The sequence below is a fragment of the Saccharothrix texasensis genome (genome assembly GCF_003752005.1).
GTDB classification, from domain to species: domain Bacteria; phylum Actinomycetota; class Actinomycetes; order Mycobacteriales; family Pseudonocardiaceae; genus Actinosynnema; species Actinosynnema texasense.
In genome coordinates, this window is sequence record NZ_RJKM01000001.1 from 198,076 (window position 1) to 216,826 (window position 18,751).

At 70.6% G+C, this 18,751-nt stretch carries 16 protein-coding genes; 6 read left to right on the forward strand and 10 right to left on the reverse strand.

The annotated features are described in order from the left end of the window. Positions 1 to 24 precede the first annotated feature (24 nt). The 4 genes from EDD40_RS00765 to EDD40_RS00780 form a co-directional block, all read right to left on the reverse strand. Positions 25 to 1,668, reverse strand: a complete 1,644-nt coding sequence (locus tag EDD40_RS00765) for an FAD-binding oxidoreductase (protein ID WP_123741175.1) — start codon at positions 1,666 to 1,668, stop codon at positions 25 to 27. Positions 1,669 to 1,911: 243 nt separating this feature from the next. Continuing rightward, entirely contained in the window at positions 1,912 to 2,790 is an 879-nt protein-coding gene (locus tag EDD40_RS00770) for an NAD(P)-dependent oxidoreductase (RefSeq protein ID WP_123741176.1), read from the reverse strand. 65 nt (positions 2,791 to 2,855) lie between these two features. Beyond that, positions 2,856 to 4,040: a Cmx/CmrA family chloramphenicol efflux MFS transporter gene (locus EDD40_RS00775; protein ID WP_123741177.1), complete on the reverse strand. Its 1,185-nt coding sequence runs from the start codon at positions 4,038 to 4,040 to the stop codon at positions 2,856 to 2,858. A 41-nt stretch (positions 4,041 to 4,081) separates the two neighbouring features. Beyond that, positions 4,082 to 4,657 (reverse strand): TetR/AcrR family transcriptional regulator, encoded by a 576-nt coding sequence (locus EDD40_RS00780; RefSeq protein ID WP_123741178.1) that lies wholly within the window; start codon positions 4,655 to 4,657, stop codon positions 4,082 to 4,084. Positions 4,658 to 4,776: 119 nt separating this feature from the next. Between EDD40_RS00780 and EDD40_RS00785 the strand changes: the two genes are divergently transcribed. The 4 genes from EDD40_RS00785 (at position 4,777) to EDD40_RS00800 (ending at position 7,125) form a co-directional block, all read left to right on the forward strand. Then, a complete protein-coding gene (locus EDD40_RS00785) occupies positions 4,777 to 5,115 on the forward strand; it encodes a type III PLP-dependent enzyme domain-containing protein (RefSeq protein ID WP_170184892.1) in 339 nt (112 codons plus the stop codon). 43 nt (positions 5,116 to 5,158) lie between these two features. Then, positions 5,159 to 5,419 (forward strand): acyl carrier protein, encoded by a 261-nt coding sequence (locus EDD40_RS00790; RefSeq protein ID WP_123741180.1) that lies wholly within the window; start codon positions 5,159 to 5,161, stop codon positions 5,417 to 5,419. Between the two features lie 383 nt (positions 5,420 to 5,802). Further along, a complete protein-coding gene (locus EDD40_RS42245; RefSeq protein ID WP_211348034.1) occupies positions 5,803 to 5,997 on the forward strand; it encodes a hypothetical protein in 195 nt (64 codons plus the stop codon). 33 nt (positions 5,998 to 6,030) lie between these two features. Beyond that, positions 6,031 to 7,125 (forward strand): integrase core domain-containing protein, encoded by a 1,095-nt coding sequence (locus EDD40_RS00800; RefSeq protein WP_211348035.1) that lies wholly within the window; start codon positions 6,031 to 6,033, stop codon positions 7,123 to 7,125. Between the two features lie 1,126 nt (positions 7,126 to 8,251). On the opposite strand, the gene EDD40_RS00815 is transcribed toward EDD40_RS00800, so the two are convergent. The 3 genes from EDD40_RS00815 to EDD40_RS00825 all read right to left on the reverse strand — a co-directional run bounded on the left by EDD40_RS00815 (position 8,252) and on the right by EDD40_RS00825 (position 10,643). Continuing rightward, on the reverse strand, positions 8,252 to 8,440 hold the full coding sequence (locus EDD40_RS00815) for a hypothetical protein (protein ID WP_123741182.1): 189 nt from the start codon (positions 8,438 to 8,440) through the stop codon (positions 8,252 to 8,254). A 66-nt stretch (positions 8,441 to 8,506) separates the two neighbouring features. Continuing rightward, positions 8,507 to 9,709, reverse strand: coding sequence for a putative glycoside hydrolase (locus EDD40_RS00820; RefSeq protein WP_123741183.1), 1,203 nt, complete (start codon positions 9,707 to 9,709; stop codon positions 8,507 to 8,509). Positions 9,710 to 10,016: 307 nt separating this feature from the next. After that, a complete protein-coding gene (locus tag EDD40_RS00825) occupies positions 10,017 to 10,643 on the reverse strand; it encodes a PP2C family protein-serine/threonine phosphatase (protein ID WP_246037310.1) in 627 nt (208 codons plus the stop codon). A 372-nt stretch (positions 10,644 to 11,015) separates the two neighbouring features. Between EDD40_RS00825 and EDD40_RS00830 the strand changes: the two genes are divergently transcribed. Both EDD40_RS00830 and EDD40_RS00835 read left to right on the forward strand, forming a co-directional pair. Further along, the gene (locus tag EDD40_RS00830; RefSeq protein WP_201440429.1) at positions 11,016 to 11,384 is read left to right on the forward strand and encodes an anti-sigma factor antagonist; all 369 of its coding nucleotides are present in this window, start codon (positions 11,016 to 11,018) and stop codon (positions 11,382 to 11,384) included. Between the two features lie 258 nt (positions 11,385 to 11,642). Further along, positions 11,643 to 12,152 (forward strand): hypothetical protein, encoded by a 510-nt coding sequence (locus tag EDD40_RS00835; protein WP_148088641.1) that lies wholly within the window; start codon positions 11,643 to 11,645, stop codon positions 12,150 to 12,152. A 109-nt stretch (positions 12,153 to 12,261) separates the two neighbouring features. Here EDD40_RS00835 and EDD40_RS00840 read toward each other — a convergent pair whose 3' ends face one another. The 3 genes from EDD40_RS00840 to EDD40_RS42255 are packed head-to-tail and all read right to left on the reverse strand — an operon-like array spanning position 12,262 to position 18,645. Then, positions 12,262 to 13,752, reverse strand: a complete 1,491-nt coding sequence (locus EDD40_RS00840) for a hypothetical protein (RefSeq protein WP_123741185.1) — start codon at positions 13,750 to 13,752, stop codon at positions 12,262 to 12,264. Between the two features lie 53 nt (positions 13,753 to 13,805). Next, on the reverse strand, positions 13,806 to 15,515 hold the full coding sequence (locus tag EDD40_RS42250; protein WP_211348037.1) for a hypothetical protein: 1,710 nt from the start codon (positions 15,513 to 15,515) through the stop codon (positions 13,806 to 13,808). Next, positions 15,499 to 18,645 carry a hypothetical protein gene (locus tag EDD40_RS42255; RefSeq protein ID WP_211348038.1) on the reverse strand — a complete coding sequence of 1,049 codons (3,147 nt, stop codon included), beginning with the start codon at positions 18,643 to 18,645 and terminating at the stop codon, positions 15,499 to 15,501. Before EDD40_RS42255 ends, EDD40_RS42250 begins: the two co-directional genes overlap by 17 nt. Positions 18,646 to 18,751 lie beyond the last annotated feature (106 nt).

Below are 18,751 nucleotides of genomic sequence, written 5' to 3' on the forward strand. Positions count from 1 at the left end.
CATCGCTCCTCCTGGAGTCGCCGGCTATCGCGGTTGGATCGACAGTGAGTGCCGGAAGTAGTCGGTCGGGTCCCACCGGCGCTTGACCTCTTGCAGGCGTCGGTGGTTCGCGCCGTAGAACAGGTCGTGCCACGGGACGCCGGAGCGGTTGCGCGCCGGGTCCTTCAGGTCGGTGTCGGGGTAGTTGACGTAGCAGCCCTCGTACCGGCCGTTCGGCACCGGCACGCCGCCGGTGTCGGCGAAGAACTCCTCGTAGATGCCGCGGGTCCAGCCGAGCCCGGCACGGTCGCCGGACGCGTCGCCCCAGAAGGTCTGGAAGAGCATCTTGAAGATCGAGGAGCGCTGCGCGGCGGCGGTGGCGCCGGGCGCGACGGAGTTCACCCGGCCGCCGTAGGAGAACAGCACGATCATCGTGTTCGGGTTGGCGTACTCGGCCGAGGTGAGGTGCCGGTACATCGTGGACAGTTGCGCGTCGGTGAAACCCTTGCGCAACAACGCGGACTTGTGCGCACCGCGTAGTGAGGGATGGGTGATGGTCGGGTTGTTCAAGCCCACCAGCCGTGCGGCGTTGAGCCACGGCAGGCGTTGCGCCTCGCCGAGCTCCGGCATCGCGGCCAGGTCGCCGGATCCCTTCCGCATGGTCTTCGGGGTGAGGCCGGTGCCGTCGGTGAGCCGCCCCAGGTAGTCGTCCAGGATCCGCTGCGCCTCCGGCGCGTCGCCGTCGACCTGGATGAAGATGTCCAACGAGCCGTGCGCCCGGTGGCAGACGTTGAACACGCTGCTCAGTTTGCGCTGCGGCGCGTCGGGCGCACTGTGCTCCTCGTGCCAGCGGCCGAAGTTGGCCAGCAGGCGGGTGAACTCGCGCTCGCCGAGGTCCTCCCACGGGAAGGACACCGCGCGAACCAGGACCGTCGACGGCGGGCGCACGAGCTGCCCGGCCGGGTCGGCGCCCTGGGCGTCGGGTGAGCGGAACCAGTAGCGGGTCACGACACCGAAGTTGCCGCCGCCGCCACCGGTGTGGGCCCACCACAGGTCGTGGTGGGGGTCCTTCGGGTCCCGGGTGGCGACCACGGTCCGGACGCGGCCCTCCCGGTCGACCACGACGACCTCGACGGCGTGCAGGTGGTCCACCACCAGGCCGTGCGCCCGGGAGAGCAGGCCGTAGCCGCCACCGGCCACGTGCCCGCCCGCGCCGACGCTCCAGCACATGCCGCCGGGGATCGTGACGCCCCAGCCGGTGAACAGGTCCTCGTAGACGTTGAGCAGGCGGGCGCCCGGTTCGACCGCGAACGCGCGCATCGCCGGGTCGTAGCCCACGCCGTGCATCCCGGACAGGTCCAGCACGACCTGCGCCTCCGGGTGGCACACGAGGTCGGCGAAGCAGTGCCCGCCGCTGCGCACGGAGACCCGCTTGCCGGTCTCGACGGCCTGCCGCACGGCCTGCTCGGCGTCGGCGGGGGAGCGGAGCATCCGGAAGTACTCGGGTGCGGCGACGAACCGCTGGTTGTTGCCGGTGACCAGTTGCGGGTAGCGGGGGTCGTGGGGGCGCACCGTGTGGACGGGGTCGGCGGCGGCCGGCGCCGCGCCGGATAAGTGCGGCGACACGGCCGTGCCGGCCAGCGCGGCACCGGCGCCGGCGAGCACGGCACGACGGGTCAAATTGCCCATGCGAACCTCCGGGTGGGTATTTCCTGGTGTGATTCCAGCTTTTCACGGACGGGTGACGATTTGTCAAGCGGTGCGAGCGGGATCTCATATTCCAGAGACCGGGGAAATCAACGCCACGGATCGGCGGTCGACCACGCGGAGAACGTGGGAATTGCCGTTCTTCAGGGGTGGCGGACTGCGCGGCGGAGCAGGTGTGAAGCACCTGCCCGGCCGCGTCCTGGGGAAATCGGGCAAAGTGCGCGATCAGTCGGTGAAGCTGGCGAAATAGCCCGCGGCCATGTCCCGCCCGCCGTGGCCCTGGGCGGAGGCGCGTGCGAACCGGGCGTGGCCGGCGGCGGTCGAGTCCATCCGCACGCCCGCGCGTCCGGCGGCGTCGAGGACCAGGCGGGCGTCCTTCTCGGCGTTGTCGACGGTGAAGCTGGGGGTGAAGTCCTCGTTCAGCACGGCCGCGGACTTGAGCTGGAAGTAACCGTTGTCCATCGGGCCGCCGGTGACCACGTCGACGAAGTGCGCGGGGTCCACCCCGAGGCCCTTGGCCAGCGCCAGCGACTCACCCACCCCGTGCGTCAGGGCGATGACCCACGTGTTGAGCACCAGCTTCAGCCTGCTCGCGGCACCGGACGCGCCGTCGTCGCCGACCCAGAGGGTGCGCTTGCCGATGGCGTCGAACAGCGGCTGCACCGTCGGCCGCACGTCCTGCGGACCCGCGGCCATCACGACGAGCTGGCCGTTCTCGGCGGGCTGGCGGGTGCCCTGCACGGGCGCGTCCACGAAGACCAGGCCCCGATCGGCGGCGAACGCGGCGAGGCTGTCGACGTCCTCGCCCACCGTGCTCAGCTGAACCCACACGACGCCCTCGCGCAGCCCCGGCTCGGCGGCCTTGATGGTGTCCGACACGACCGGACCGTCCTTGAGTACGGTGACCACCACATCGGTTCCCCGAACCGCTTCGGCCGGCGAGTCGGCCACCTCGACGCCGTGCTCGGCCAATTCCCGAGCTTTGCTCGCAGTGCGATTCCACGCGCGGACGGAAAAGCCCTTCGCGGCCAGATTCCGGGCCACCGGGAAACCGATTGTGCCGGTGCCCAGAACAGCGACGACGGGTGCTTCGGGCGTGCTCATTGAAAGATGTCTCCTTATCGTGAGAGGGATGTCGCTGGTTCCTGTTTTCCCATTCGCGGCGGCCGTCAACCGCGAACGGCCGCCGACCTCTCGTCGGAATCGGCGGATTCGCCGCGGCGCAGCACTCCGGCGACCAGTGCCGCACCGAGGCCCGCGACCGCGAGCAGCGCGCCGAGCCAGGCGGGCGCGGTGAAGCCGAGGCCCGCGCTGATCGCCAGGCCGCCGAGCCACGGCCCGAGGGTGTTGCCGACGTTGAACGCCGAGGTGTTGGTCGTGGTGGCCAGCGTCGGCGCGTCACCGGCCTCGCGCATCACCTGCGCCTGCAACGCCGGGTTGATCGAGAACGCCGCGACGCCGAACGCCGCCACGGCCACCACGGTGGCCCACTTGTCGTGCGACAGCACCGACAGCAGCGCCAGCACGACCGCCATCGCGGTCGTCCCCGCGTACAAGGTCGCCTGCAGGTGCCGGTCGGCGAAGCGGCCGCCGATCAGGTTGCCCGCGAAGCAACCGACGCCGAACAGCATCAGCAACGGCGACACCGCGCCCTGCGGGAAGCCCGAGACGTCGGTGAACAGCGGCGCCAGGTAGCTGAAGCAGCAGAACACGGCGGCCTGGGTGAGCATGCTGGTGGCCAGCGCCACCCACACCCGCGGCCTGCGGAACGCGCCGAACTCGGCCCGCACGCCGACGTGCCGGGGTGGCGCCAGCCGCGGCACGAGGAGCAGCACGCCGAGCAGCGCCAGCACGGCCAGGGCGTCGACCACCCAGAAGCTGGTGCGCCACCCGCCGTACTGGCCCAGCACCGTCCCCGCGGGCACGCCCAGGACCGTGGCGACCGTGAGGCCGCTGAACATGATCGCCAGCGCGCGACCACGCCGTTGCGGCCCGGCCAGTTCGACGGCCACGACCGAGCCGACGCCGAAGAACGCGCCCTGCGCCAGCGCGGCGACCACCCGGCCGGTCATGAGCATCGCGTAGCCGGACGCGAGCGCGCCGATGGTCTGCCCGACGATGAACAGGCCGAGCAGTCCCGCCAGCGCGGTCTTGCGCGGCACCCGGAGCGTGGCGAGGGTGAGGACCGGGCCGCCGACCACGACCCCGAGCGCGTACCCCGAGATCAGCAGCCCGGCGTCCGGAATGGACACCGCGAGGTCCGAGGCCAGTTCGGGCAGCAGACCGGAGACCATGAACTCACTCGTGCCGATGCAGAACACACTGAGTCCGAGAACGTACACAGCGAGCGGCATTCCATCTCCCGTCGGAATCGGTGATGGTCGCGCCGTGCGCCCTACAAAGCGCGCAGGACCATCTCTACGACCCCCACGAGGGACTCGCGGGAGGTGGTCTTCCCCAGTACGCGCAGGCCGTACATCGAGTTCAAGACGTACAGGGCCAACGCGCGCGCATCGTCGTCGGCGGTCACCTCACCGGTGGCCTGGGCGACGCTGATCGCCTCGTGCAGCGCGTTCTCCATGCGCAGGAACACCTCGCGGACCAGTTCGCGCACCGCCGGGTCCTGGTCGGCGAGCTCCAGCGCCGTGTTCACGGCGAGGCACCCGCGCGGCGGGCCCTGGGTGGTCTCCTCGTCGACGACGGTCATCAGCAACGCGGAGACCCGGTCACGCAGGCTCCCGGGCCCGACGAGCACCTGCTCCTGCCGCGCCGTCCACACCGAGTCGTAACGGCGCAGCGCGTCGCGGAACAGCTGCTCCTTGCTGGTGAAGGCGTTGTACAGACTGCCCCGCCCGAGCCCCGTCGACTCCACCAAATCTTGCACGGTGGTCGCCATGAAGCCCTTGGACCAGAACGTCTTCATAGCGTGGTCGAGGGCCGAGTCGGGATCGAACGCCTTCGGACGAACCATGACGTCGACGGTAGCAGTTCTGGAACGTACGTTCAAATCGAGAGGTTCGCGCAGCTCAGAGCGGTTCCGGAGCTGACCGCGCCGATGCCGTCGGAGTGCTGAAGCGGGAGGACGCTGTCATGGCCGCCGTCGATGTCGGCAACTTCGTCAAGCGCAACTTCCCGATCCGCTCGCCGACCCGCTACCACGAGGCGCCCGCCGCCGAGCACACCGTCACCGGTCCGCTGTGCACGCCGAACGACGTGATCGGCAAGAGGGTTGCGCTGCTACCCGTGGAGGCCGGCGCCTTGCTGGGCGTGCAGCACTCAGGCGCGTACGGGCCGACCGCGTCACCCGGGTTGTTCCTCAGCCACGGCCACCCCGCCGAGGTGCTGGTGCACGACGGCCGCACGCGCCTGGTGCGGGAGCGCGACACACCGGAGGGCCTGCTCGCCAAACAACGCGTGCTCGCGTACTGAGCGCCCGCGCCGACCAAGTACACCGACAAGGAGGACCAACGACATGGACCGCCAGACCGTGATCGTCGCCGTGCAGGCCGCGTTGAGCGAGGTGCTGGAGCGGGACGTCTCCGGGACCAGCGCCGGCACCAAGCTGTTCGACGAGCTGCATCTGGACTCGACGTCGGTGCTGGAGCTGCTGATGGCGCTGGAGGACGCGGTCGGCATCTCGGTGGACCCCGAGAACCTGGACCTGGACGACTTCGAGTCCATCGGCACGCTGGCCGACTACGTGCTCGCCCAGCACACCCCGGCGGGGGCGTAGGCGCCTGCCCTGCTGGACGCCGCGACCGTGACAGCTACTGGTGCTGCGCCTGGCACGCGAGAACTCCGCCTGGGGGTACCGACGCATCCACGGCGAACTCCTCGTGCTCGGCATCAAGGTCGCAGCCTCCACGGTGTGGCAAATCCTCAAGGACGCCGGAATCGACCCGGCTGCCAAGCGCACCTCGACGACCTGGTCGGCCTTCCTCCGCTCCCAGGCCGACGCGCTACTGGCCTGCGACTTCTTCGAGACACCCACCCTGATCGGCACCCGCCAGTACGTACTCGCGGTCACCGAACACGCCAGCCGCCGGGATCCGCATCCTGGCCGCCACCGCCCACCCGACCGCCGCCTGGGTCACCCAAGCCGCAAGGAACCTCGTCATGGACCTCGAAGACGCGGGCAGCTCTATGCGGTACCTGATCCGCGACCGGGACGGGATGTACCCAGCGCTGTTCGATGCCGTCCTCGCCGACGCGGGGATCCAGGTCGTCTTCACCGGTGTCCGGATACCGCGGATGAACGCGATCATGGAGCGCTGGATCCTGTGCCGCTCGAAAAGTGATCGTCGCTGGTAGAGAAGGTTGCCACGGTGTTGGGATCATGTCCGGGTGATCGTGTCCCTGCTGTACAAGGTGACCCGGAGGTTGCTCTCCATCCCGTCGATGCTCCTGCGCAGCGAGGCAGCAAAGGACGCCGAACTGCTCGTGCTGCGGCACGAGAACGCGGTCCTTCGCCGGCAACTGGCGGGTCCGGTCCGCTACGAGCCCGCAGACCGGTTCTGGTTCGCAGCCCTGGCTGGGATGGTGGATCGCCGCCGGTGGCGAGAGGTTTTTCCGGTCACGCCGGGCACCCTGCTCGCCTGGCACCGCAGTCTCGTAGCCCGCAAATGGGACCACTCCGCGCGTCGACGCATCGGACGCCCACCGACACGATCCGCGGTCAAGACACTCGTGCTGAGCCTCGCCCGGGAGAACCCGCGATGGGGTCATCGGCGAATCCAGGGTGAGTTGGCCCGCCTCGGCCACCGCATCGCATCCTCGACGGTCTGGCAGATCCTGCACGACGCCGGCATCGACCCCGCGCCACGCCGCAGTGGCCCGACCTGGCGGGAGTTCCTCACCGCCCAGGCCCAGGGCATCATCGCGGCGGACTTCCTCCACCTCGACACCGTGCTCGGCAGGCGCCTGTACGCGCTGGTGTTCCTCGAACACGGCACCCGCCGCCTGCGCGTCACCGGTGTCACCGCCCACCCGACACAGGAGTGGACCACACAGCAAGCCAGGAACCTCGCCGCCGACCTCGGAACGCGCACGGAATCCCTGCGCTTCCTGCTCCGGGACCGCGACGGCAAGTACGGCGAAGCATTCGACGCCGTCTTCCTGGCCGACGACCTCCAAGTAATCAAGAGCGTGCCGCAGGCTCCCCGGATGAACGCCCACTGCGAACGGGTCATCGGCACCCTCCGACGCGAACTCCTCGACCACATCCTGATCCTGGGAGAAACCCACGCACGCCACGTGCTCAAGACCTACGGAGACCACTACAACCGACACCGACCCCACCAAGCCCGCGGCCAACTACCACCCGAAGCTCGGCAGCACCCCACCGCGGCACACGACCTCGACACCCACAGACTGCACCGCACACGCATCCTCGGCGGACCATCAACGAGTACAGACACGCGGCTTGACCAGCAGCGATGAGTTTTCGGGCGGCACAGGTCACGGCCAAGGCGCGACGCAGGGCAGACAGGCTTCGACGCGCGAGGGCACCGTACCCGTAGGCGCGTCCGTTCTCGACCCCTGCTTGCCGTAGGCGTTGCCGGACCTGTTCGTCGTCGACTCGGGACACGTTCACATCGGCGTTCTCGCCGGGCTCTGCCGGGACGATGACCTGATGGTCGTGCTGGAGCGGAAGGCCAGCCAGCAATCCGGCGTCGGGAATGAGGAGCACGAGCCGGGCCGCTTGTCCGAGCAGCTGAGCCAGACTGTCCCGGGACTGGACGACGAGCGTCCGGGCCGCCACGGTCTTGAGTTCTGCATCGTCGGCGTCGTCGAAGACCGCGGCGACGAAGGCATACAACTCGTCGGCGTGGAGGTCGCCACCGATGGTGATCATCGATTGCCCCGACCGCACGAGGTCGCCGAGGTCCGTGGCCGCCGACTGTCGTCCGGCCAGCACGATGTCGACGTCCAGTGGGATGGTCGTGGATCGCAGCCACCAGTCGGTCCACCAGGTCTCGACGGGGCGCACACCCGGCCATGCCTTGCCCAGGCGCTCGGCCAGCAGCGCCGTCGTGGCCGGTGCGGTGTCCAGCCAAGCATGCAAGCTATCGACGTTGTAGGCGTGGACCTTCTTCCACCGTCGCTCGCGGTTGCGCCCGGCCGCCCACGTGCGCGCCTTCGTCCAGCGAGCCAGGCCGACCTGTACGTAGCTGATCTGGTCGGTAGCCTCCCCGTTGGGACCGGCGAGGCGTTTGCCGTAGTCGGAGTCAGCTTTGAGCTGGGCACCGTTCTCCACCGACAGCTCCCACACCGACGTGCCGGCGGGTATGAACGGGGTGTGCTCGGCGGCGGTTACGATTCCGTCGAAGCCGCCGGCGGCCACTCCGGAACCGCCGGGCATGTCCAGCTCTGTCACACCGCGGCCGGTCTCGGCGATCAGCCGGCGCACCATCAGGGGCAGGTCGGCATCGAACCCGGCCAGACCCGCTGCGTGGAGCAGGTCCTCCCTGCTCAGTTGAGGCCACTGCGCCATTCGGGAACGATAACAACAGGTCACGACAGGAAGCCGGGCGCTTGAACCGGCCATGGCTCGTGCGGCGGCCCTTCACGTCGGATCAGTGCTCAAGGAAGCGATCTGCACCAGTCCGGTGTCGGCATGGTGTTGTGCATCGTCGTCGACCGCCAGGGTGAGCAGGAGGCGGTTGTCCTCGGCGGGAAGCAGCATGCCGTCCAGATCGCGCCCGTCGGTGCTGGTCCATCTACCGGCCAGTGCGTGGTGATCGACCAATCCCACGGTCTACCGCAGGCGGGCCCTGACCAGGACAACTTCAGTTCGAGCCCGGTGTCTTGTCGTGTCGGGTCAGCAGGGTTTGCGGAGGATGGCGCCGGTGGTGCCGGCCAGGGAGACCTGGTCGACGGTGGCGCCGCGTTCGGTGAGGTGTGCTTCGTCCAGCGGGACGGTGACGGACTTGCTGTCGGTGCGGTTGGCGTTGACCACGACGGTCCCGCAGGCGAACTCGCGGAGGAAGATGTTGGTGCCGACGGTTTTGTAGGGGCCGGTGGGGGTGCCGAGGTCCCAGTCGTACTCGGTGGGCCAGGGGGTGGGGTCGCCGTAGCCGTCGGTCTGGTCGATGCTGGAGATGGCGGCGTGGTCGCCGGCCGCGAGCAGGTAGCCGGCCAGGGCGAAGCGGTAGGGGCGGTCCGCGCCCGCGGTGTGGTGGGGCTGGACCCAGGTGATCTTGCCGTTGGCCTCGTTGGCGGTGATCTCGGCGATCTGCCTGCTCCAGCCCTCGGGGTACTCGGAGAGCAGGTCGGTGTCGTCGAAGGTCAGCCACCACTCGTCGAAGCCGCCGTCGAGGTGCTCGGTGTAGGCGTCCCAGGCGCCGGCGTGCAGCCGGGCGTTGGACAGGTTGGCGACGGTCTTCAGGCCGGCGGCGACGAACCGGTCACGGGTGTTCGCGAGCATCGACTTGTAGGCGTCCTGCATCGCCGTGTCGGTCGGGTACTTCGCCGGGCACACGCCCTTGTGGTAGGCGTCCCACGGGAACAGGGCGTTGTCCATGAACACGCCGTCGAACCCCGACTCGGTGCTGCGGTCGATCACGTTCGCCGCCCACGCCTGCTGGTAGCCGGTGTCGCCGACGTCCATCTGCCAGTGCCCGGAATAGCCGCTGTACTCGAACCTGCGGCCGTCCGGGTCGAGCAGGAACCACTCGGGGTGGTCCTTCTCCGCCTGGCAATAGCCGACCCCGGTCGGCAACTGCGCGTCGTCCGCCCCGTCACGGCACGCATACGACCGCGTGGACGACAAATCCTTGTACACGAACACCTGCACGGCCGGGTTCGCCGCCTTCAACTTCGGGACCAACCCGCCTTCCCACGCGTTCAACACGATGTACGCACGCCGCCGCGCCTCGGTCGCCAACACCTCGTCGGAGACGGGCGTGCTGTTCATGTGGAGCCAGAAGGACTGCACGGTGCCACCTCCGTCCACGGCGGACCGGTCGGCGGCGCTGGTCGCGCCGGCCGGTGCGATCGCGGTCGCCGCCAGGAGGCAGGCCACGATCGGTAGCAGTATGCGGACCCGGCCGCGGCGCGCAATGCGGTGTCGGACGCGGTCGTGCTGATCGGGCAGGGACATGCCGAACTCCCCGGATTGCGGCAGGCGTCACCCGAGGTCGATCACGACAGTGGTGTCGGACCTGACGGGGGAATGGGCGCACCCGCCCTGGTATGGGTTCCGCGAAGATCACTTACCGGCCGGTAGGAGAATCGCGACCGCAGTTAAGCCGTTGGTCGTCGGAGAGGTCAAGTAACCGGCGTCACATCACGCGTGAAATAGTTCGTCTCCATTGGCGGAGACTATTCGGTCAACTGGGAAAAAAATCATGGCGCACCCGTGTCCGACCGGTGACGGGCAGTGCCGCCCCACCGCAGGTCCATGTCCTCGTCGAGGTCCGCGCCCGTGTGCTCCACCAGGCCGTCGGTGGTGAGCAGGACCAGGTGGGTCGACGGCGGGCGCGGCAGGCCGATGCCGAGCAGGGGCCGTGGACCGGGAGGTAGTCGGTGCCGGCGCGGTGGGCGGCCAGCGGCGGGACGTGGCCCGCGTTGGCCACGGCGGTGGACCCGTCCGCCGGGTCGACCAGCAGCAGGCACACGTCACCGATGGCGATGAGCAGCCGGTCGCCCAGGCGGGTGACCTCGTAGAAGTCGCCGCCGATCTCGGCGTGGGCGGAGGCGGGCTGGTAGCGGGCGGCCATCGGCGGCGACGGCACGACGGGCAGCTCGCGCGGCAGCAGGCTGCGCTGGAGCACGAGAGCGAGCTTGTGCTCCTCGACGTAGGCCCGCAGCCCTTCGGCCCTCCTTGGTCCGCACGAGCCTGGCCGCGTCGCGCAACGCCCGGCGCAGGACCGAGGGGTGATCGTGGCCGCGTTGAGCAGCACCGCGGACAGGCCGGCCACGACGCGCTCCAGGTCCGGGTCGGCGTCGGCGGTCACGACGATCCGCAGCGGGGCCGATAGAGGTATTCCGCCGCAAAGCGGAGAAGGATTCACCGGTGGCGGAAGGCACGGAGGTGACGCTGCGGCTGGTACGACGAGTCCCCATTCATTCACTTCTCGGCGCGAATAACGTGGCCGGACTCCGGTCTTGGGGGCGACGGGGACCGACGGCGCCGTCGCCGTCCGGCGATTCGCTCGACCGCGCCCTCTCGTGACCCGACTCCCGACGCGGCCCACCCGCGACCCGCCCTGGTCCACGTCGAGACCTGGCCGCGGCGTCGCGTGGCGCGGTCCGGGCCGCCGTACGACGATGGAGCCGGTCGCACCGCACGGTCCGGCCGCGCAGCCGGAACGGGAGGTGTGCAGGACGTGCCCGCGGCAACGCCTTCCTCCGCGCCCCGGCCGTTCGCCGTGATCGTCCGCCGCCACGACGACGCGGTGGTGGCGACGGTGTCCGGCGAGGTCGACCAGAGCACCGCGCCCCGGTTGCGCGAAGCGCTCGCCGACGTGCTGCGGGAGCGGCCCGCGGTGGTCGTGGTGGACCTCCGCGACGTCGACCTGCTGGCGTCGGCGGGGCTGGCGGCGCTGATCGCGGCTCACGACGAGGCCGTTCCCGAGGTTCGGCTGAGCGTGGTCGCGCCCGCCACCGCACCTGCCATGCGGTCGGTCAGGGTCACCGGTCTGGGCGACTTGCTGATGGTTCACTCGACGGTGGACGCCGCGCTGGCGGCCACCTGAGCCACGCGTCGGCCGGCGGTCACGCGCGGCTGGCGGACCGCGGCCCGAGTGCCGCCCGCGCCTCGGGTGCGATTTGTGCGGACAGGCCGTCCGGTGTTCGTCGCACTCCGGTTCGCTGGATGGTCGAACAGCGCTTGTCCGGTGGGTGCGGACTGAATGGCCGTCACTCGGTGGACGCATTTACAGCCGGATTGGCGCGCGGCTAGCTTGAGTGCCCCACGAACTGCTCGTGGATTTCTCCCGAAATCGAGGACCTGCATGAGACACAATGAGTGGCAGGTGCATTCGCGGCTGGGTCGGATCGCCGTCGCCGCGTTCGCGATCGCCGCGCTGGTGGTGGCCGGTCCGGTCGCGCACGCCGGCGCCGAGGCGTCCGGCCTCACCGCGCCGACGTTGTCCGCGACCGTGCCGGACGTCTCCTCGCGGACCACGTCGACCGTCTCCAACGGCGCTTGGTCCTGCACGTTGAGCGCGACGGTCCCCAACCGCTGGTACGGGGGCTCGGGCGGCGGCGAGCAAGCGTTCGGCAGCTTGACCTGCACCCACGTGATGCCCGAGATCTACATCGCGACGGGCCTCTACCGCAACGGCTACCTCGTGGCCTCCACCGACAGCGACCGGTTCTCCACGACGTTCGCCAACGCGCTGCCGTCCAAGTCGCCCCACGCGTCGGGGAGCTACGAGAGCGGCACCCTCGGCGCCGTCCTCTGGCCCGACAACACGGTGACCCAGATCCCGCAGATCTACAGCGCCGCCGTTTCTCTCTGACCGGGGCCCCGCCCGCTGGTGGCGGGTCCCTGATCCCGGGCCGACCCGGACCACCCTCCGCGCCGGTGTCGGGCGCCGCGGAGGGTGGCTCCGCCGCGGCGGCGGCCGGTCAGGCCGACCGGTCCCCGTCGGCGGCCAGGCGGAACCGGAAGTCGCGGAACAGGGCGGTCTCCGGCGTGTCCGCGCCCCGCAGGCGGAGGGCGTAGCTGATCAGCGCGTGCGGGATCATGTACAGGCGCAGCCCTTCCTCCGTCGCGCCCTCGGACATGTTGTCGACGACCCAGTCGATCGCCGAGCTGCCGCGGTAGTGCTCGCGCGGCTCGAAGATCAGCTCGGGGGCGTCGATCTCGCCGAGCACGTTGAGCACGTAGCTGACCGGGAAGCCGCGGTTGGCGCGGTTGGCCGGGGTGCTGTCGAGGTCGGTGAAGGAGTCGACCATCTTGTGCAGCGCCTCCTCGGGGATGAGGTCCATCCGCCCGGTCTGCATGGCCACCTCGACGATGTAGGGGTAGGCGATGCCGTTGGGGAAGAAGTTGGCGCCCGGGTCGACCTGGTCCAGCACGGCCGCGATCTCCTCCACGTACCCGTCCAGGTCGGGGAGCTGGTCGTCCAGCCGGCCCAGGTTGTGCAGGCCGACGATGTAGTACTGGCTCATGTGGACGCGGTCGCTCCACGGCACCTGCGCCAACAGCTCCTTGGCCTCGGCCAGCCAGTCGACCGGGTCGGTCAGGTACTCGGCGCGGCCGCTCATGGCGATCGCGTTGAGCATGCACAGCAGGGGGTAGACCTTCGACCAGGCGACCGGCAGCTCCTCCGGGAACGACGGGAAGATCCCGATCTCGTCGGCGCGCGCCATGTAGCGCAGGGTCTCCCGCATGTAGTCGCGCTCGCCGTCGAAGATGTACTCGTCGTAGCCCAGCAGCGACAGCACGGACATGAACATCGAGCCGGACCGGCCGCGGAAGTAGGGCGCCGGGATGTTCTCCAGCAGGTCCAGCGCCTCCACGACGCGGTTGCGCTCGGGGGTGACCAGCCGCTCCCGCAAGCCGATCTGCCCGAGCGCGAGGAACACCGCCGAGCTGGCGGACAGCCGCTCGTAGTCGCCGTGCCGGCCGCGGTTCTCGTCGGGGATCTGGTCCGGCGCGATCGCGTCGAGCGTGTCGAGCACCTCGGCCGGGAAGTCACGCCGGTCGTCGACCAGCAAGGACACGTCGAGGCCCAGCTTGGCGAACGAGTCCATGACGAGGCAGCCCGCCAGCGCCCGGTAGTAGGGGTTGCGCTCGGCGCGGGCCGCGTCGAGCAGCGGTTCGACGGCTTGCTCGACCCACGTGCGGTCGCGCGCGGGGTCGTTGACCTTCAGCACGAAGTGGCCCAGGTCCCGGCAGAACAACGCGTAGGCGTTGGACGGCAGGACCTTCCCGGCCAGCCGGTCGAGCGCGTCGCCGATGTGCCCGGCGACCGCGGGGTCGTGGTCGACGGGGTACTGGCCGAGCCCCAGGGCGCGGATCATGCGGCTCCACGGCGCGGTGATCATGCGGGACTCGTTCGACAGGTCCGTCAGCCCGGAGACGGGGAGGGTGCGGGAAGCGGTGGTGGCCATGGTTCTCTCAGTCCTTGGTGGTCGGTCGATGTCGGGTCGCGGGTGGGCGGGGGCTACGCGGCGGCGGTGCGGCCGGGCAGCGGCGGGACCGGCAGGCCGAGGAACTCGGTGCGGCGACCCTCCAGCATCTCCAGGGCCCAGTTGAGCCACTTGACGCCCTCGCAGTAGATGGCCACCGGCCGCCGCTGCGACTGGTGGTTGTCGACCAGGGCGCCGCCCAGCTCCGCCTGGAAGTGGAACGGCGGCATCGCGGTGAAGTGGGTGCCCATGACGAAGGCGAACCGGATCAGCCAGTACGGGTCGTCGCGCAGGTGCGGCGAGTCCGGGTCGTCCAGGCCGTACACCTCGGTCATGATCTGGGCGAAGTGGTCCTCCACGCCCCGGGGCGCGTCCGGGTGGACCGGTCCGCCGTCGACCGCCACGTCACGCACGCGGTACGCCCGCCGGTACGGGTTGTCCTCGGTAAACTCGACGTCGACGCGGGGCGTGCGCCCGGGACCGCACCGGACCCGCAGCGTGAAGTGCTCGTGGTGCAGCTCGTCGTAGTGGCCGATGGAGTTGTGCCAGGGCTTGTTGTCGTACATCGGGTCGTCGCTGGTGTCGGCGCCCGTGCTGCGGAAGCCGATCGCCCTCGGGTCGAGGAACCTGATGCCCAGCGACGCGGCGGTGACGTCGGCCAGCGCCGCGTCGACCTCGTCGGCCGGGGCGCCGGACTCGATCAGGCGTTGCGCCCGCAGCAGCGGTCCGGTGTCGGTGATCTTGATGTTCTCGGTGTTCGTGTCGCCCATGACCAGGGAGTGCACCCGCGGCTCCAGGACGTCGAGGAACGCCGGGTTGGCGCGGAAGCGCCTCAGCAGGGCCGAGGAGTTCAGGTAGGACACCCCGTCGACCACGATCCGCTCGGTGTCGAGCAGGTGCTCGTCGAACGTGTTCGGCGCGGTGCGGCGGCACAGGTCCAGCCGGTCCTCGATCTTGCGGAAGTAGGAGACCTCCAGCGTCCGGCCGGGCGCGGCGACGCGGTTGACCGAGTGCACCTCGTCGTGGAGGACCTTCAGGACCACCGTGTACAGGCGGGCGACCACGGCGGGCGGCGGGCAGTGCTCGGCCACGAACCGGCTGACCTCCTGGCCCGGCACGTAGCTCATCTCGTAGATGACCTCCTTGTGCGCGGTCCGCTCGTCCTGCCGGAGGTGCTCCGGGACGCCGATCTCCCGCTCCAGGCTCGCGAAGGCCTGGGGGAAGTACGGGCGCACCGACTCGGGCAGGGCCTTGAGGTACTCCGCCTGGTTGCGCGCCTTGGCGAACGGCGGCAGCATCACGCCTTCGCCGTCGCGGTTCCACCGGGCGGTGGTCAGGGCCTCGCTGAGGATCTTGCGGACGTGGATGCGCTCGTCGCCCTCTTTCCTGATGAAGATGGTCATGGACTCGCTGCCGCCCTTGCCGAAGCCGACGACCTCCTCGCCGCTGTCGACGTAGGCGTAGACGGCGCTGCTGAGCAGGTTGCGGCCACGCGCGTGGCGCAGCACCTCGAGGTACTCGGCGGTCAGCGACAGCGTCGACCGCGTCTCGAAGTCGTCCAGGGCGGGGTTGGCCCGCTTGCGCCAGATGTCGGCCGGTGACCGCACCGCGATGACGTCCGCCCGGAACGGGCCGGTGTCGAAGTGCGCGGCGTCGAGCGTCGAGCCCAGGGACAGGATCTGGCAGTTGCCGTTGAGCTGGATCCGGCGGGCGGGGGAGTCGAGGGTGCTAAGCGAAGACGACACGGGTCGTTGCCTCCAGATCGATCTTGGCCTGAAGTGGTGTGCCCGCCGACGAGAGGACCGGGACCTCGGGGGTCCGCAGCGAGGCCAGCACCCGGTCCAGGGCGGCCTGCGCTTCCTCGGTCCCCGTGCCGGAGCGCAGGTAGGCGGCGTAGAGCCGCACGACGTCCGGCAGCGCCGCCGCGCCGGACGCGGCCAGCGCGACCAGCCAGCCCATCGGGTCGCTGCCCGCGAGGTAGTGGTCGTGCAGGAACGCGGCGGGCCGGTGCAGGCGCAGCAGCCGGAACAGGGTGTACTGGTAGACCAGGTAGCCGAGGGCGAGCTGGTCGACGGTCGGGGTGGTGACGCCGGGCAGGGTCAGGAACCCGTCGTCGGCGACACCGAGGCTGTCGAACACCTGGTCGTAGATCTGCCGTGCCAGCGGCTGCGTGTCGAGCAGCAGCCGGGTGTTGGCCGCCAGGTCGGCGTAGTCGAGGCCGGGCAGGTGGTCGAAGTGGACCACGACCACCTCGTGCTGCTCGACGCGGGTGAGGCTCCGGTTGCCGACGACCCCGGCCGCGTCGAGCACCTTCAGCTCGGCGTACACCTGGCCGAGGTCCTCGGCCGCGCCGACGATCCGCTTCCTCAGCCGGGCCTGGAGCACGAGCTCGCCCGCCTCGACGTCGACGTGATCGCGGTAGTTGCAGGTGTGCTGGAGCGTTTCCAGCAGCTCGTGGAAGGCGGGCGGCGCGGACCGGTCGTGGCGGGCCGCCTCGTCGGCGACGACGCGACCGATGGTGCGGTACAGGTACCGCTCGCAGAACCGGTCCTCCCCGGCGGCGCGGAAGACGTCCCGCAGCGCGTCGTGGTGCCGGTCGGTGATCCGGCCGGCGCCGGTCCGCAGGTCCGCCAACTGCCCCAGCAGGGTGTCGGTCAGCCGCACCGCGCGCAGGAACGGATCCGCGTCGCCCGCCGTCCCGGTGTAGGAGGTGACCGGCACGTCGAGGTCGTTGTCGACCAGCAGGCGCACCGACTTGCCGCCCAGACCGAGTTCGACGATCGCGTCCGGGCGCAGCGCGTCCAGCGTCTCCGCGGTCGCGCGCGACGCCATGACCTCGTCGACGATCGCCAGGACGCCGTTGCGCACCTCGGCCGCGGTGGTGAGCAAACCGGAGTTGTTGTTCGACACGACCGGTGCGTGCGGCTTGCGGAACACGACGCCCTGGTCGGTCATGAACCGCTCGAACGCGTGGCGCGCGGCGGTCATCCGCTCGGCGTGGGCGAGGAACGTGGTCGGCGGCTTCAGCTCCTCGACCGCGACGGCCGGGAAGCCCCCGGCGAACCGGTCGAAGGCGTCCTTGGCGCCGGCGCGGACGTAGACGTTGGTCTGGCGGTGGGAGTAGAGCTTGTGCACCTCGACGTCGGAGGTCGGGAACGTCCGGGCGACCGCCGCCAGGAGCGCGGCGAGGGCCGCGGGCTCGCCGCGGAGCCCGACCACGTGGTGCGGCTCGGTCACCAGGGGCCGGCCGCGCAGCGACTCCGGCAGGTACGCGGCCGGTTCGGCGGCCGGCGAGTCGTCGCCCGCGCCGTCCGCGGCCGTCAGCAGCAGCGGGGTGAACGCGTGCGCGAGCCTGGTCCCGTCGGCCACGGACAGTGCGCCGGCGGCCACCGCCGCCGTGATGATGCCGAAGCTCTCACCGGTGTAGCCGGCGATGCGCAACGGCACGCCGGCGTTGGCCGCCGTCACGCGCAGGTGGGTGTCGAGGGCGAGGCCGTGCGCGAGGAAGGCGGCGCCGATGAAGCCCTGCGCGGCGAGCCGGTCGCCCGGCACGTTCCCGGGGACCAGCAGCAGCGCTTCCGGGCCCGGCAGGCCCAGCGCCCGCGCGCCCTGCTCGTAGACGTCGACCACCTCGGGGATGCCCGAGTCGAGCAGGCCCCGGCCGAGGTCCCGGTAGAACGACCGGCTGCCGAGCCCGGGGAAGAAACCGACCACCTGCCGGCCGCGGTCGATTCCGATCAGGCCCTCGCGCGTCGTGCCGATCATCCGGCGGGACTGCTCGCGGGAGAACAGGAACGCGTTGGCCCGCGACAGGGAACGCACCAGGGTCGTGGTTTCCCGGAGGCTGCCCGGGGTGATCAGAATGGCCTCCGGGGCGTGGTCGACGCCGGCCGGCGACCTGGTGGCGCCGCCGTCGGCGGGCGCTATCCGGTCCATCAGGAAAATGGTGAAGAACTCGCATTCCCGGAGGTCGTCCACGAGCGCCAGCAGGTCGGCCGCGCTCGCGTCCGCGACGAAGGCGGGGTCCACCGGGTGGGCCGCCGCGAGCCGGCCGGACACCGCCGGGTCGGCGAAGGTCGCCCGCAGGGAGTCGACGTCGTCGGCGTCGAGCCCGCGCAGGACCGCCTGCCGCGACGTCCGGCGGATCGCCAGCACCGGCTGGACCCCGCGCCGCAGCCGGGTGGCGGTCCGCGCGGCGCCGTCCAGCGCCCGTTGCAGCTCGGGGTCGAGCCCGCTGCGGCGCAGTTCGACGGAGGCGCGGTGCAGGTTCTGCGCGAACTCCGCGCCGCCGGTCCCCGGCTCCCGGCTCATCGCGTCGGCCGCGACGCGCACCCACGGGTGGATGGCGCGCACGTCCTCCCGACCCAGGACCCCGGCCAGGAGCTCGCCGATCCCGGGCACGCCGGGCAGCAGGGCGCAGCCGGGCTCGGCCGCGCCCTCGACCAGCCAGTAGCCGGGGCGCAGCAGGTCGAACAGGCGCTGCCGCCACGCCGGCGCCGCCACCCCGCGCTCGTCGCGGTCGCTGAACAGGAACACCGCCTGGCGGTCGTGGTCGAGCACGAAGTCGGGCACACCGCCGTGCGGCGCGGCGCCGCTCACGTCGAACGGGACCTCCGCGACCACGTCGCCCCGGTGGCAGCTCAGCCGCACCCGGTCCGCGTGGACCTCGACGTCCGCCACGTTCGGCAGGTCGGCCTCGGCGGACGAGTCGGCGATGGCCTTCTCCAGGCCCGCGTAACCGTGCGGATAAGCACGTCTCAGGGACGAGGCGGCCCATTCCGGAATTCCGGGTCTCGTCGGCGTCGTAATGTTCCGGGCGGCGCCGTCGGAATTGACCGTCGGGTGTCCGCCCGTCGCCGCGGTCGTCGCTGTCACGAGAGTCGATGTCATCACAACCACATTCCTCGCCGTTCGAAGTTCCGCCCGTCCCCCAGGTCGGGCGGGTTCGAGTGCTACAGGTAGGAGTGCGGTGAGCGGGGGC

Excerpts from the sequence above, each read along its gene's own strand:
- EDD40_RS00765 (WP_123741175.1), bottom strand. The coding sequence starts at position 1,668 with ATGGGCAATTTGACCCGTCGTGCCGTGCTCGCCGGCGCCGGTGCCGCG.
- EDD40_RS00770 (WP_123741176.1), bottom strand. The coding sequence starts at position 2,790 with ATGAGCACGCCCGAAGCACCCGTCGTCGCTGTTCTGGGCACCGGCACA.
- EDD40_RS00775 (WP_123741177.1), bottom strand. The coding sequence starts at position 4,040 with ATGCCGCTCGCTGTGTACGTTCTCGGACTCAGTGTGTTCTGCATCGGC.
- EDD40_RS00780 (WP_123741178.1), bottom strand. The coding sequence starts at position 4,657 with ATGGTTCGTCCGAAGGCGTTCGATCCCGACTCGGCCCTCGACCACGCT.
- EDD40_RS00785 (WP_170184892.1), top strand. The coding sequence starts at position 4,777 with ATGGCCGCCGTCGATGTCGGCAACTTCGTCAAGCGCAACTTCCCGATC.
- EDD40_RS00790 (WP_123741180.1), top strand. The coding sequence starts at position 5,159 with ATGGACCGCCAGACCGTGATCGTCGCCGTGCAGGCCGCGTTGAGCGAG.
- EDD40_RS42245 (WP_211348034.1), top strand. The coding sequence starts at position 5,803 with ATGGACCTCGAAGACGCGGGCAGCTCTATGCGGTACCTGATCCGCGAC.
- EDD40_RS00835 (WP_148088641.1), top strand. The coding sequence starts at position 11,643 with ATGAGACACAATGAGTGGCAGGTGCATTCGCGGCTGGGTCGGATCGCC.
- EDD40_RS00840 (WP_123741185.1), bottom strand. The coding sequence starts at position 13,752 with ATGGCCACCACCGCTTCCCGCACCCTCCCCGTCTCCGGGCTGACGGAC.